Here is a 13,844-nt window from a genome sequence, read left to right on the forward strand (position 1 = left end):
TTGCCTATTTAGTAAAACGGTTTGCATAGCTGGATGCCACAAAGGCGTCCGGCTTTATTTTTGGCTCAAGACCCATGGACTCCAGTCTCGCAACCATTTCATTTACGTATTCCCTTGTTTTGTTCCTAGGGCCGGCGCCGATATCGATATGCCCTTCTATCGCAAAAGTAGCTCCTTTGTAGACATGCGGCAGAACGATATCTATCATCCTGTTCTTTTTCTTATCATCAAAGAGGGCCACAACCGCCTCGGTCAGGGAGGTTTCGAACGAAATCCTTTCATGGAGCTGCTGCATCTTCCTGGGGACAGTCGTTTTCCTGATGCAGGCCCAGGCCCCTTTTCCTTCATTCTGGATGACAATCCCTGTTATAAAACGGGTCGACTCGGGATGAACCTGTGAATCTGTACCGACCATCAGCCTGTAATTGCCTGCAGGCTGCCGGGACATAAAGCGCAGGATTCGTTCAAAAACCTGTTCAAAGGTAAGATTGTGCTCCTGCAGGTTCTGAAAGCTGAAAGAAGAAAGATAACCGTGTTTCACTCTTTATCACCGCTTTTCAGTTGGTTTATGGATAGAACCCGTGCATTAGGAGCATACTGGGTTCTTTTTAATCGTACACATGGACCCAAGTGCCTAAAGGTGCTGTAATACATTATATTAATGTATTCAAAGGATGTTGTTCTTTTTTTAAATGGCCTTTTCTGCACATCTCCATGTTTGCCGGATTGCTGTGAGGATATATAACAGGAGAGAACGTAAGGAGGCTACCGTTATGAAGATCAAGAGTTTATTCCTGAATTGCAGTTTAAAAGCAGGGGCAGAGCCCTCAAATACCCAGCGGCTGATGGATGAGGTAATCGGTCACTTTGATACCCTTGGAGTAGAATCAGAAACCATCAGGCTTGCAGATTTCAACATTTCCTACGGGATTTCAGCTGATGAAGGCGAAGGGGATGAATGGCCGGAAATCTTTGAGAAGGTCAAAGAAGCGGATATCCTGGTCATTGGCACGCCGATCTGGCTCGGGGAAAAGAGCAGCATTGCCACACTGGCAATCGAGAGGCTATACGGCGCCAGCAGCATGACAAATGATAAGGGGCAATATCTTTATTATAATAAAGTCGGCGGAGCTGTTGTCACAGGCAATGAAGACGGAGCCAAGGACGCTTCCAAATCCATCATTTACGGTTTATCACATATCGGCTTTACCATCCCGCCGAATGTGGATGCCTATTGGGTAGGGGAAGCCGGCCCGGGTCCATCATTCATCGAGGCGGAAGGCTATAACAACAGTTTTACTAAACAGCACGCAAAAATTTTGGCCTACAACTTATTCCACTTTGCCAATATGCTAAAAAACCATCCCATCCCTGCAGAAGGCAATGTGATTGAAGAATAGCTGTACAGACGAAACAGAGCAGAGCTCCCCTCAGGCTGCTCTGTTTCTTTTTGTTTTCTAAGAAGGATTTACACTTAATCCCTTCAGCAATAAGGATTCAAGAACAGACATTGAGGGAATGCTATATCTTGCAATTTCAAGTTGGCAGCAGGAGTGACATTATGGACAGGTTTGAAATGAAACAGCATGCTATTGCCATCATCGGTGCCGGACTCGCAGGTCTTACCTGTGCTTTCCGGCTGAAGCAGGCAGGAATCGAGGCTGTGGTATTTGAATCACAGGCAGACGCAGGGGGCAGATGCCGGACAAACCGGACTTTTTTTGCGGAAGGGCAGTTTGCTGAATGCGGAGGAGAGTTCATTGATTCCAACCATAAAGAAATACTGGGCTTGATCTCTGAACTCGGTTTGCAGACAGATGACCTTACCAGCTTCGAAAAAAAAGGGGGAAAGCCGCTTTATCTTATTAATGGAAAAAGCATTCCCGGAGATAAGATAGAGGATCTCTACAGCATGATAGCTGACACTGTCAAAGAAGAATACAGGCTTTGCGAATTTCCTCCGCTGTATAACAGGCACTCTAAGCGTGCCAAAGAGCTGGACAGCATGTCGATCGTGGACTGGATCAATCAAAATATAGAGGGAGGAACTGACTCTGAGTTCGGCCAGCTTTTATGCGATGCATACACAATCGAATATGGGGCAGATTGTGCAGAACAGAGCGCCCTTAATCTTATCAGCCTTGTAGGAGGGCTGAATGGATCGCGTTTCAATGTGTTCGGCACCTCTGATGAAAGATACAGGGTGCGGGGCGGGAACGGCCTGATCATTGAGAAATTAAAGCAAAAACTGAACGGATCAATCCTTTATGATCACCAGCTCACAAGCATCCAAGCCATTGGCCAGGGCGGATATCTCCTCGGGTTTCAATCAGCTGGGAAAAGGAAGGAAGTTTTTGCAGACAAAGTCGTGATGGCCATTCCCTTTACTGTTTTAAGACAAACCGATTACACTAAGAGCGGCTTCAGCCCTCTAAAAGCAAAAGCAATAGAAGAGCTTGGCATGGGCCATAATTTAAAAGCGCATTTTCAATTCAGCAGCAGATTATGGGAGAAGTTTGCCAGCACCGGAACAATCTATACCAATGATATGTTCCAATCTGCCTTTGAAGCTACCCGGGCACAAAAGGGGGAAGCCGGGATCCTTGTACATTATGCAGGCGGAAAGGAAGCCGTCCGGTTAATGAAAGAAGGCAAGGAAATGCATAAGCGGAGATTCCTGCAGGATTTATCACGGCTGTTCACAGGTGCAGCAGACCAATTTAATGGCAGGGAGTTGATATCCTACTGGATTGCCGGCAGCTGGACTGGAGGTTCCTATTCCTTCAGGAAGGTCGGCCAGCACAGCGGTTTTGCAGGAGTTGAGATGGAGAAGGAAGGAAGCTGCTATTTTGCCGGGGAGCATACATCCATCCTTTATCAGGGCTATATGAATGGAGCAGTAGAGAGCGGGGGCAGGGCAGCACTGGAAGTGCAGATGGACCTTTTGGACGAACACCATAAAGGTCCTCTATAAAGCTATATCCCCGGGGTCTCTGCCCTGCCCCGGATTCTAGTGTTATGTGAAGCCAGAAAGGAATGGTATACTGCTTATAAGCCGGTTATATTTCCGGGAAGAAATCCGCAAACCGCTAAAAAAGGAGAATATTCATGCTAAAAGAAAATCTTGCTTCCTACATAGAAAAAGAACAAAAAGAGAAAGGGACTGCCCTGATATTTGAAAAAGAAAAAGAATACCTCGGAATGACAGATTCTGATTCAGCTGATGGATTCACAATCGGCAATGAGGGAGACCGCTTCCGGGAGGCATATCTGGAAAGAGGCGATAAGGAAACAGAAGAGATCCTTGCTGAAGAATCGCCGGATTTTCTGGAAAAGCCCATTTCCTATTTCCGTGAGCATAAACGCGAGTTTGTATACATGGAGTCCAGATGGTTTGATGTCATTGGTGCAGATGCTGTCTCTCTTGAAGTGGATGATGTGTTCGGCAACTACGATATTATGCTTGGATTAAAACTGCAGAAGAAGTACCATAAATACCTCAAAGACAGCCTGGATAAAGAGCTTAATGGCAGCGGGGACGCTTATGATCTGATGTTTGATTCAGGTGAAGGCATCTGGAATTTGAATTTTTCCCTCGATGCCCTTCCTGGTTTTCATGGCGGATTGTCAGTCAGGGAAGCATACAGTCTTGTATATGGATTCCTTTTTAAGCTTGCTGAGGGCGCACAAAATCAGCAGAGATAAAGTTCTTGACATTTAATTAAAGGATTGCCATAATATTAAGAATATTATTAATGGTTATTTATTGGAAAAGTAAGCAAGGGAGGGTGCAAATGATAGGGTGCGATACCGCATTCACATCATTTGCTTCTTTTTCCCCGATTCCCTTCATCACTTCAAAGCATAATAGCAGAAAAGGAGTTTTCAAAAATGACAGATTGCCAGATCAGCGTAACTTTAAGGAACGAAAAAAAGGTCAAGCCGGAAGCAGCTGCGCTGGAATTCGGCAGAAATTTCACTGACCATATGTTCGTGATGGACTATAAGGAAGGGTTCGGCTGGCATGATCCCCGCATCATTCCCTACCAGCCGCTCACATTGGATCCGGCAGCCATGATTTTTCATTACGGCCAGAGCGTCTTCGAAGGGCTTAAAGCATACCGGACAAAAGATCAGGAAATCCTTTTATTCAGGCCGGAAAAAAATCTGGAGAGACTGAACCGATCCAACAGCAGGCTTTGCATACCGCCCATTGACGAGGACCTGGCGCTTGAAGCCCTCAAAAAACTGCTGGTCATCGAAGAAGAGTGGGTTCCTTCTGCTGAAGGCACTTCCCTTTATATACGGCCGTTTGTCATCTCCACAGAGCCATATTTGGGAGTGGCTCCATCTGCAAGCTACCAGTTCATCATCATCCTTTCCCCTGTGGGTGCTTATTACAAGGAAGGGATCAATCCCGTAAAGATTGCTGTAGAACGGGAATTTGTCAGGGCCGTGCCAGGCGGCACCGGCAATGCCAAGACAGGAGGCAACTATGCCGGAAGCCTGAAAGCCCAGCAGGGTGCCGGCAAAGGCGGATATGCCCAGGTATTATGGCTGGATGGAAAAGAGAAAAAATATATTGAAGAAGTTGGGAGCATGAATGTCTTTTTCAAAGTGAATGGAGAAATCATCACACCGTCTTTGAATGGAAGCATTCTTGAAGGGGTTACCAGGAATTCAATCATTGCCCTGCTGGAAGAATGGGGGCACCAAGTTACGGAAAAAAGGATTTCCATCGGGGAGCTGGCACAGGCTTACCGGAATGGGGAGCTCGAGGAAGCTTTTGGCACAGGGACTGCAGCAGTCATTTCCCCGATCGGCGAATTTCTTTGGCAGGATGAAAAGCTTGTCATCAACAATGGAGAAACCGGGGAGCTGAGCCGGAAGCTGTATGATACACTGACTGGCATCCAATATGGCAGAGTTGCGGATCCTTTCGGGTGGACGGTGAAGGTGGAAAAGCCGGCAGCAGCGAAAGTGTAAGATTGAATACTGGAAGATGCTTAAATAAGCCCGGCAAATGCCGGGCTTATTTATATTGCTGGCTTCCGGATTGCGTCCAGCCGCTTCCGCTTTTCTTTTACCCAGCTTTTTCTCTCTTATTTCAGTATAATAGATGGAGACGCTATACTAGGTTCGGAGTGATTTCTTATGAATATTGTATGGTTCAGGAAAGATTTAAGGATTCATGACCATCGGCCGCTTGCAGAGGCATGTGCTTCAGCGGAGGAGGTCATCCCTTTATATATAGCAGAACCGCTTTCAAGCGGGAAGGAAGTTTCAAGACGCCATATCCAATTTGCTGCAGAGGGGCTTGAGCAGCTGGATGAGGGCCTCAGGGGTCTTGGAGGAAAATTATTTGCCGCTCAAGGGACCATCATCGATATACTCGAAGAGCTACTGAAAAGATACGGCGATTTCTCTCTTTATTTCCACCTGGAATATGATACGGATACTGACAGATTGGCTTCGGAGTGGATGGGGTCTAAAGGACTGCCTTTCTATTCTTTCCTTCCTCCAGGCCAGCTGGAAAAACCAAAGAGCAAGAGCAGTTTCAGAAAAGGGTGGCAGGAGTCAATGCTTGAGGAGCTGACAGACCCTCCGGCTGCAGTCAGAGTGCCGGAAAAGGTGCCGGATTTTCTTAACCTTTCTATTCAGAAGGCATTAGGCATGAAAGTTAAAGGAGAGGCCATCCGGTTTGGACAGAACGGCGGGGAAAAACGGGGAATAGAAACACTGGAATTTTTCCTCGGGGAACAGCTGGCCAACTATGAAAAAAACTATCAAAGTCCGCTCGCTTCTTCTTTCTCTTCCAGCAGGCTTTCCCCGTACCTGGCATTCGGGAATATTTCAGCACGGCTCGCCTATCATGAAGCCGCAAAAAAGGCGGAAAACTGTACAGAAAGCGAGAAGCAGCAGCTAAGCCTTTTCCAATCAAAGCTGCTTGAGCGGAGTGAGGCATTGCAGTGGCAGGAAAAAGAAACACAAGCGGATGCAGCCGACAGTCATTCCGCCAGAGCGCATGATGCAGAGCTCTTTGAAAAATGGCGGACAGGAAATACCGGAATTCCTTCAGTCGATGCAAGTATGCGCTGCCTGCTCAAAACCGGGTGGCTCAATTACAGCAGCAGAAGGATGCTGGCAGGATTTGCCTGCAATATTCTTCTATTAGATTGGGAGAAGGCTGCACTGGAGCTCGCCCTTTTGTTCCTTGACCACGAGCCTGCTGTTCACACAAAACAAATGGGCATGCTTGCTGGCAGGAGCGGCTCAAAAACCGTCAAAATCATTGATCCGGTCAAATGGGGTAAAGAGCTTGATACCGATGGAAGCTTTATCCGCCGCTATGTTCCAGAGCTGAAGGATGTGGATGCGGCATATATACACGAACCTTGGCTGTACCCTGGTTTTTTTCAGCTTGGATACCCGGCTCCCATTTGCGATGTACGGAAAGCAATTAAGCAAGCAAAAAGGCAGATAGCGGACCAGAAGCAAGACCAGAAACCTAAAGACATACTTAAAAGAAAAAAAGCAGCTCCTGAAAGTGAAGAACAGCTTACCTGGGATTTCGATTAAAGCTGCAAACCGGGCAAGGCTCAAGGGAAAATCTGAAAATATGCTTTTAGCCCCGAAATGTTTTATAATAGGTAAAGGGCAGGATGTTTTATCCGCTGAAGCCCCTCAGTTGAAGAAGATGTTCTTCCAGCTGATCCTCCCCGCGAGTGATCAGCTTTTCTATGTATAGCAGTGAAGGTAAGCTTAGAATGCAGCAGCAGGAAAGGCGGAATAAAAATTGTTCCAGGATGTAGGAATTGAGAAACTTTTAGAACTGAAGAATAAACGGAAGCTTGTGCTGGTAGATGTAAGATCTCCTTCTGAGTATAAGGACAGCACGATACCGGGAAGCATAAATATACCTTTGTTCAATGATGAAGAGCGTGCTGAAATCGGCACCATTTACAAACAGGTGAGTGTTGAAGCTGCCAAAGAACGCGGTCTGGAAATCGTTTCGGCCAAGCTTCCGGATTTTATCAGGGAATTTAATGCCGTTGAAGGCGACAAAGCCGTATTCTGCTGGAGAGGCGGGATGAGGAGCAGAACCTCTGCCACCCTCCTTGATTTGATGGGCATACGCACATACCGGCTTGAGGGCGGTGTAAGGGCGCATCGCAGATGGGTCGTCGAATCACTTGAAGGACTTAAGCTGAAGCCGAAAGCTTTCGTCTTGAACGGCTATACCGGCTCAGGAAAAACAGCCATTCTTAAGAAGCTCGCAGAAAAGGACTATAGTGTGATCGACCTCGAGGGCCTTGCAAGGCACCGCGGTTCCATCTTTGGCCATATCGGCCTTGAACCGAGCAATCAGAAAATGTTCGATAGCAGGCTGCTGAGAAAGGTGCTTGAGGTGCAGGATGCTCCTTTTGTGTTTTTCGAAGCCGAAAGCAAAAGGGTCGGTAAGGTCGTGCTCCCTGAATCCATCATTGAAAAGAAAGAACAGGGAATCCAGCTGTTCATTGAAATGCCGATGGAAGAAAGAGTCCGCCATATCCTGGAGGATTACAAGCCGTGGGATCATCCTGAAGCATGCTTTAATGCGTTCAGCCATATCAAAAACAGGATCCACACACCGATTGCTGCCGAAATAGAACAGAATCTCATTGATGAAGAGTATGGGCCAGCGGTTGCGCTGCTTCTTGAATATTATTATGATCCCCGTTATACGCATACAGCTAAAATGTATCCGGAAGACAGGATCGTGACTATTCACGCCGCAAATATCGAGGATGCTGCCCAAAAGATAGAAGAGTACGTCCTATCACAATCGCCGGTTGCGCAATAAATTTTGTATAAATAGGGCTGCATGCTGTCATGCAGCCCTATTTATTTTTGCTTTTAATGGTAAAATTAACCTAATAAGATGATAAGGTGGGGGTATGATTGGCTTTTCACAAACTTTTGGGCCTATCTTGTACAAACATAGACAGGAAAATTAAAATACGGGAAGCGGTCAGGGCAATCATTGTACAAAATGATCTGATCCTTCTTCTGCAGACCATTACAGGAGGCTATAAATTTCCCGGAGGAGGGGTAGAGGAAGGAGAAACCTGCTCGGAAGCACTGATCAGGGAAGTTGCAGAAGAAACAGGCTACACAAGCTGCAGGGTTAAAGAAAGAGTTGGGGAAGTCGTCGAAAGGCGTATCGACGAATATGATGACCGCTTCCTCTTTCAAATGAATTCACATTTTTATATCTGTGAATTAAATGATTTCGCTATGGCACCGCAGCAGTTGGATACATATGAAGCAGAGCTGGGATTCATGCCCAAATGGGTGCCTATTGATGAAGCAATAGAAGAAAATAAGAAATCCATCGGGAAAATAAAAAATCATACTTGGCTTAAAAGGGAAAATTTTGTACTCGAAGAGCTTAAGGTTATGCTAATCAACCACTAAAAAACAAAAGCACCCGAAGGCTTATGCTCCGGGCGCTTTCCGTTCGTTCTTTCCTGGCTGAAGTGAGGCAAAGCTGTATCCTTTCAGCCTGATCTCCTTTAAAAGCTCAGGCAGGATATCAGCTGTATGCTTTAGTTCATGCAGGAGGATAATGGCTCCATCTTCCAGATGATCTGTTACATTGCAAATGATTTTCTCCGGGTTTCCTTTAAGCTCCCAATCGAGGGATGCAATGCGCCACATGACAGGAATCAATTCGAGTTCATTGGCCGCCTTGAGGGTAGCTTCATTATACTGGCCAAAAGGGGGACGGAAGAATACCGGCGCCTTTCCGGTAACCCGGCGGATCTTCTCTTTGCTGGTTTCCAGGTCCTTATACTGATCCTCACAGGAAAGAGCAGCCAGATTTTTGTGGCGGGATGAATGGGTTCCAATGATATGGCCTTCATCGAGCACTCTCTGCCATGGCCTTTCAGGATACAGAAGCCTTGTCTGCCAGAAAAAAGCGGCTTTCGCATTTTCCGCTGCCAGGCTGTCCAAAATGGAATGCAAATGCCTGCCAGGTCCATCATCAAAGGTTAAAATCACTGACTGTTTATCACCGGGCTGTATTTTTGATATCACTTCAGTATCTGCTGAGTCGTACACGACTCTTGTCTCATCAACCACTCAAGGACTTTTTGTCATAAATATTCTCCTTTCCCCTTCAGACCGGAATAAATTCAGCCCCATAGGTCTTTTCATACAATTCCTCTGTGAATTCATCTGGTTTCCCGTCAAAGATGAGGCTGCCATCTTTTAAGGCAAGAATGCGTGTTGCATAGCGTTTTGCGAGGGAAACATCATGAACATTAATGATGGTCAGAAGGCCATGCTCTCTGTGAAGGGACTGAAGAAGCGAGAAAATCCTCTCTGATGTCCCGGGATCAAGGCTTGCCACAGGTTCATCACCAAGAAACACCTTGGGAGACTGGAGCAGGGCCCTTGCTATGCCGACGCGCTGCTTCTGTCCGCCGCTCAATTGTTCAACTTTCCTTCCGGCAAACTCACTCAGGCCGACATCTTCCATCACACTGCGGGCAAGTCCAATTTCTTTTTTTGAAAAAGCGCCTATCAGATTCTTGAAAGTGCTTCTGTAGCCAAACATTCCTGTCAGGACATTTTGCATGACTGTCAGACGGGGGATGAGATTATAATGCTGAAAGATCATGCCCATTTCCCTCCGTACAAGCCGTTCTTCCTCGGCAGATTTGCCGGATACCGGCTTGCCCTGGAAGTATACTTCCCCAGCAGAAGGCTTCTGGAGCCCATTCATGCAGCGGATAAGTGAAGACTTCCCGGCACCGCTTTTTCCAAGTACACATATGAATTCGCCTTGGTTCAGTTCAAGGTTTATGTTATGCAGGGCAGGGGAGTCAGCCTTCGGATAACGTACGGCAACATTCTCCAGCTTGATCATAAGCCCAGCCTCCTTCTAAATCACTTTATTTCTGACAAAGCTTCCAAACAAATCAACGATCACGACAATGATCATAATGATCAGCACATCGAGAGAAACGGCCGAATAGTGGAAGGTCTTGAAATCATTGAACAATCTCTGTCCTATTCCGCCTCCGCCGATAAAGCCAAGAATCAGAGAGGTGCGGATTGCTACCTCGAACCGGTAGAAAAACTGGGAAAGCACATTCGGCCAGATTTGCGGCAGGATGCTGAACAGGGAGGCAAACCAGCTTTTGGCGCCGACTGCCCGCATGGCTTCCTGGGGTCCGCGCTCTGAAGACTCTATCAGTTCCGATACCAGCTTTCCAAGCACACCTGCATTATGGAACAGAATGGCCAGTACAGCAGGGAAAGGCCCAAGGCCGAGGGCTGTAAGAAGGATCAGCCCAAATACGATTTCCGGCACTGAGCGGACGAAACTGAGGACTAGCCTTGTTACATGATAGACTGCTTTCGATGGGGAAGTGTTCCTTGCGGCCAGGAAACTGAGCGGCAATGCCGCCAGCAGACCGAGGAAGCTCCCAAGAAATGCCATCGCCAAAGTTTCCATGCTGTCCTCGAGCATCCGGGGCAGCAGCGAGAAATCCATTGGAAACCACTGCGATAAAAAATCGATCATATTCCGGAAGTCCCGGAATTTCGAAAGATCGAATTCTGTAAGACGGGCACTGGCTATTACAGCCAGTGCCAGCAGAATAACAGTAAAAATACTACGCTTTTTAAACCACACAATGATCAGCTCTATTCGTTAATGATTCCCTGTTTGACAGCTGCTTCCCTGATGCTTTCATATTGTTCATTGGAAGCCTCGGTAAAACCTGTTGCGCCAAACGCATCAAGCACTTCTTTATCATCGATCGCCAGGAATGTTTCCTGCAGCTTTTCTATTGTTTTTTTATCTGTATCTTTATGGACTGCCCAAGGGTATTGGAAAAGTTTCTCGGATTCCCAGATTGTCTTGAACTGCTCTCCATCGATTTTACCGGACTCTGCAAGCTGGTTATAGATGGCGCTGTCAATCGCACCGGCATCCACCTGCTTGTTTTGGACAGCCAGGGCTGTTGCATCATGGGACCCTGTGAATCTGACTGATTTGAACTTATTTTCATCCTCTGATGTATAAACACCCTGATCCTGCAGTTCGATGGAAGGGATGAGGGAGCCGGAAGTTGAATTGATATCGCCGAAGGCAAAATCAATTTCTCCTGCAGCTGCCACAAGGTCTTCCAGGTTATTGTACGGGCTGTCTTTATGGGTGACGATATAAGAATGATAGAAAGGCTCTCCATCTATCAGCTGAGTGATGATTGCTTCAGCGCCGCTTTTTTCGTGTGCAACCACATATGTAAGCGGTCCAAAATAGGCCATATCGATTTTATCGTAGTTCATCGCTTCAACTACGCCGTTATAATCAGGATAAACCTCAACTTCCACTTTCCTGTCCAGCTCTTTTTCAAGGATCGACTGGAGCTTATCCATGGCCGTTTCCATTGCACCTTCCGTTTGTACCGGTATAACACCGATCGTGAAAGCTTCTTCATTATTAGTGCCGTTTTCTTTTTGTTCTGTGCCTTCCTCTGAACCGCATGCAGCAAGAATCATGATCAGCGTAAAGGCAGCTGCAGTCATTAGCCATTTTTTCATCACTAAAACACCTCTTTAATATAGTTGGCTGTAATGGGAGAGAGGCAGCTGCGGAAAGAACCGCCGCAGCATCTGCCTGACATCCCATACCCCTTAAAAAAGGACTCGAATCGAGTCCTTTTACAGTACTTTAATCTTCCCGGGAGATTGGTCTGTTACTTCCCCGATGATCGCAGAAGTGACATTTCTCTCTTCAAGAGCCTTTTGCAGTGCTTCAGCTTCCGCCTCAGGCACTGAAATCAGCAGTCCGCCTGATGTGATCGCATCACACAGGATCAGCTGGGTTGTTTCATCAATATCAGGATGATACTCAATCCGCCCTGACAGCCATTTGTGGTTCTTCCTCGAACCGCCGGGAATGATATTCTGTTCGGCAAGCTCGCGAGTCCTGGGAAGGACAGGTACACTTCCGCTGTTGATGATGACACCGGCACCGCTGCCTTCAGCAAGCTCGATCGCATGGCCGAGAAGGCCGAAGCCGGTCACATCGGTACAGGCGTTCACCTGGAAGCTTTCCATAGCTTCTGCGGCATCTTTATTAAGCGCAGCCATCACGTTCATGACAAGATCAATATCTTCCTTATCAAGAAGGTCCCGCTTGATCGCTGTCGTAAGGATGCCGACACCGATCGGCTTGGTCAAAATCAAACGGTCGCCAGGCTTAGCGCCGGCATTGGCCCTGATTTTATCCGGATGAACAACACCAGTGACTGAAAGTCCGAATTTGGGCTCCTGGTCATCGATCGAGTGTCCGCCGACCAGGGCAGCCCCTGACTCCATGACTTTGTCTGATGCTCCTGCCAGGATGTCAGCAAGGATGCTCTTATCAAGGGTGCTGATAGGGAAACCGACGATATTCATGACTGTGATCGGTTTTCCGCCCATTGCATAGACATCACTTAAAGAGTTCGCAGCTGCAATCTGGCCGAACATATAAGGATCATCCACAATCGGGGTGAAAAAGTCGAGCGTCTGCACTAAAGCAACATCGTCGCTTATTTTATATACTCCTGCATCATCGGAAGTATCAAGCCCGACAAGCAGATTTGGATCAGGTACAGCTTTGGGCAAATGACGCAGAACCTGCGCCAGGTCCTCAGGACCAATTTTGCAGCCTCAGCCGCCTTTTGTTGATAGTGAAGTCAATTTGACGATTTCTTCTCTGGACATGATTTCCTCTCCTTTCATTAAACAAGGGCTGTCCCAAACAAACTGTTCAGGAAGGGGAAAGCACCCTGCTGTATATCCTCAGCAGACTTTCGGCCTCCGATACACTAGAGTGGTGTTCTGCTATGTATTTTTTAGCAGCAGCTCCAAGTTTTTTTCTTATCTCGTAATTATTGATCATGCGCTCGGCATAAGCAAGAAATTCGACTTCATTCTGATAAACAAACCCTGTAGTCCCGTGCTTTACAAGACTTATGTTTCCTTCATTGGCTGAAACTAATACAGGCAATCCGCAATCCATCGCTTCTATGATGGCTGCCGGCTGTCCCTCGGAAATAGAAGTGTTCAGGAGAACATCTGCACATTCGTAAAGGCTTCCCATCTTGCTGTGGGGAACCTGGCCGATATATTCAATCCATTCTTCCTGTTCCGCCAGTTTTCTCACATATGATCCTTCTTCATCTTCAATGACCGGCCCAGAGATCACCAGGCGGATATGGGGGTATCTGTCATGGAGTTTCTTTAAGGAAAGGATTGCAAACGGGACATTTTTGATTTTCCTGATCCCGGCCGGAAGCAGGAAGACAAATGTATTTTGCTCTTTCTTAAAAACAGGCTCCATCATTTCAAACTGACTTCTTCCCTGTGGAATCACATACACCTTGGCTTCAGCATCGGGAACTTCACTTAGGAGAAGCTGCTTTGCCTGTTCATTGAAGACTGTAACGGCATTTGCTTCCTGAAGCGTCCAGATTACATCCTGCCGCCTTTCATGATGAAAAAGATCCTGATTCAGGTCGGTTCCTGTCATTGTGATCACATAGCTATCTATCGGCATACCAAGCTCTTTCTTGTAAAGGAAAAAGCGGTAAGCATGAAAACCATGGACGATATCTCCCTGTGGAAGGGGTGATGCGGGTCTTTCTGTTGAAGAAACAATTTCTGTATCTGCTCCAAGCCTGCGGAGGCCGTCAGATATTCTTTTAACGGTGATAGTATTTCCACGTTCCTGATGGAAATTGGGAGAAGCCAAAATAATCTTCATCCAGTCACTCCTTTTATGCCGATTCTCTGCT

General features: G+C 46.9%; 14 protein-coding genes. 7 read left to right on the top strand and 7 right to left on the bottom strand.

The features are described 5' to 3' along the window. Window positions 1-4 precede the first annotated feature (4 nt). On the bottom strand, window positions 5-541 hold the full coding sequence (locus tag FZD51_RS13445) for a ribonuclease H-like YkuK family protein (protein ID WP_148975242.1): 537 nt from the start codon (window positions 539-541) through the stop codon (window positions 5-7). Between the two features lie 232 nt (window positions 542-773). Between FZD51_RS13445 and FZD51_RS13450 the strand changes: the two genes are divergently transcribed. From FZD51_RS13450 to FZD51_RS13480, 7 genes are all read left to right on the top strand, one after another. After that, window positions 774-1,400: a flavodoxin family protein gene (locus tag FZD51_RS13450; protein WP_148975243.1), complete on the top strand. Its 627-nt coding sequence runs from the start codon at window positions 774-776 to the stop codon at window positions 1,398-1,400. Between the two features lie 161 nt (window positions 1,401-1,561). Then, window positions 1,562-2,974: a flavin monoamine oxidase family protein gene (locus tag FZD51_RS13455; protein ID WP_148975244.1), complete on the top strand. Its 1,413-nt coding sequence runs from the start codon at window positions 1,562-1,564 to the stop codon at window positions 2,972-2,974. 134 nt (window positions 2,975-3,108) lie between these two features. Then, window positions 3,109-3,705, top strand: coding sequence for a branched-chain amino acid aminotransferase (locus FZD51_RS13460; protein ID WP_148975245.1), 597 nt, complete (start codon window positions 3,109-3,111; stop codon window positions 3,703-3,705). Window positions 3,706-3,891: 186 nt separating this feature from the next. Next, a complete protein-coding gene (locus FZD51_RS13465) occupies window positions 3,892-4,986 on the top strand; it encodes a branched-chain amino acid aminotransferase (protein WP_148975246.1) in 1,095 nt (364 codons plus the stop codon). A gap of 168 nt (window positions 4,987-5,154) precedes the next feature. Continuing rightward, complete coding sequence (locus FZD51_RS13470) at window positions 5,155-6,579, top strand: FAD-binding domain-containing protein (protein WP_148975247.1); 1,425 nt, start codon at window positions 5,155-5,157, stop codon at window positions 6,577-6,579. Between the two features lie 217 nt (window positions 6,580-6,796). Next, window positions 6,797-7,843, top strand: coding sequence for a tRNA 2-selenouridine(34) synthase MnmH (gene mnmH / locus FZD51_RS13475; RefSeq protein ID WP_148975248.1), 1,047 nt, complete (start codon window positions 6,797-6,799; stop codon window positions 7,841-7,843). Window positions 7,844-7,941: 98 nt separating this feature from the next. Continuing rightward, window positions 7,942-8,457, top strand: a complete 516-nt coding sequence (locus tag FZD51_RS13480; RefSeq protein ID WP_148975249.1) for an NUDIX domain-containing protein — start codon at window positions 7,942-7,944, stop codon at window positions 8,455-8,457. Window positions 8,458-8,478: 21 nt separating this feature from the next. On the opposite strand, the gene FZD51_RS13485 is transcribed toward FZD51_RS13480, so the two are convergent. The 6 genes from FZD51_RS13485 to FZD51_RS13510 form a co-directional block, all read right to left on the bottom strand. Then, window positions 8,479-9,105, bottom strand: a complete 627-nt coding sequence (locus FZD51_RS13485; protein WP_262380914.1) for a polysaccharide deacetylase family protein — start codon at window positions 9,103-9,105, stop codon at window positions 8,479-8,481. 58 nt (window positions 9,106-9,163) lie between these two features. Then, complete coding sequence (gene phnC / locus FZD51_RS13490; RefSeq protein WP_148975251.1) at window positions 9,164-9,916, bottom strand: phosphonate ABC transporter ATP-binding protein; 753 nt, start codon at window positions 9,914-9,916, stop codon at window positions 9,164-9,166. Window positions 9,917-9,931: 15 nt separating this feature from the next. Then, window positions 9,932-10,687, bottom strand: a complete 756-nt coding sequence (phnE, locus tag FZD51_RS13495; RefSeq protein WP_148975252.1) for a phosphonate ABC transporter, permease protein PhnE — start codon at window positions 10,685-10,687, stop codon at window positions 9,932-9,934. Window positions 10,688-10,698: 11 nt separating this feature from the next. After that, window positions 10,699-11,601 carry a phosphate/phosphite/phosphonate ABC transporter substrate-binding protein gene (phnD, locus tag FZD51_RS13500; protein WP_148975253.1) on the bottom strand — a complete coding sequence of 301 codons (903 nt, stop codon included), beginning with the start codon at window positions 11,599-11,601 and terminating at the stop codon, window positions 10,699-10,701. 120 nt (window positions 11,602-11,721) lie between these two features. Then, entirely contained in the window at window positions 11,722-12,771 is a 1,050-nt protein-coding gene (selD, locus tag FZD51_RS13505) for a selenide, water dikinase SelD (RefSeq protein ID WP_187445748.1), read from the bottom strand. A gap of 46 nt (window positions 12,772-12,817) precedes the next feature. Then, entirely contained in the window at window positions 12,818-13,813 is a 996-nt protein-coding gene (locus tag FZD51_RS13510) for a glycosyltransferase family 4 protein (protein WP_187445749.1), read from the bottom strand. Window positions 13,814-13,844 lie beyond the last annotated feature (31 nt).

It is taken from the genome of Bacillus infantis (assembly GCF_008180445.1).
In the GTDB taxonomy this organism is placed as follows: Bacteria; Bacillota; Bacilli; order Bacillales; family Cytobacillaceae; genus Bacillus_AB; species Bacillus_AB infantis_B.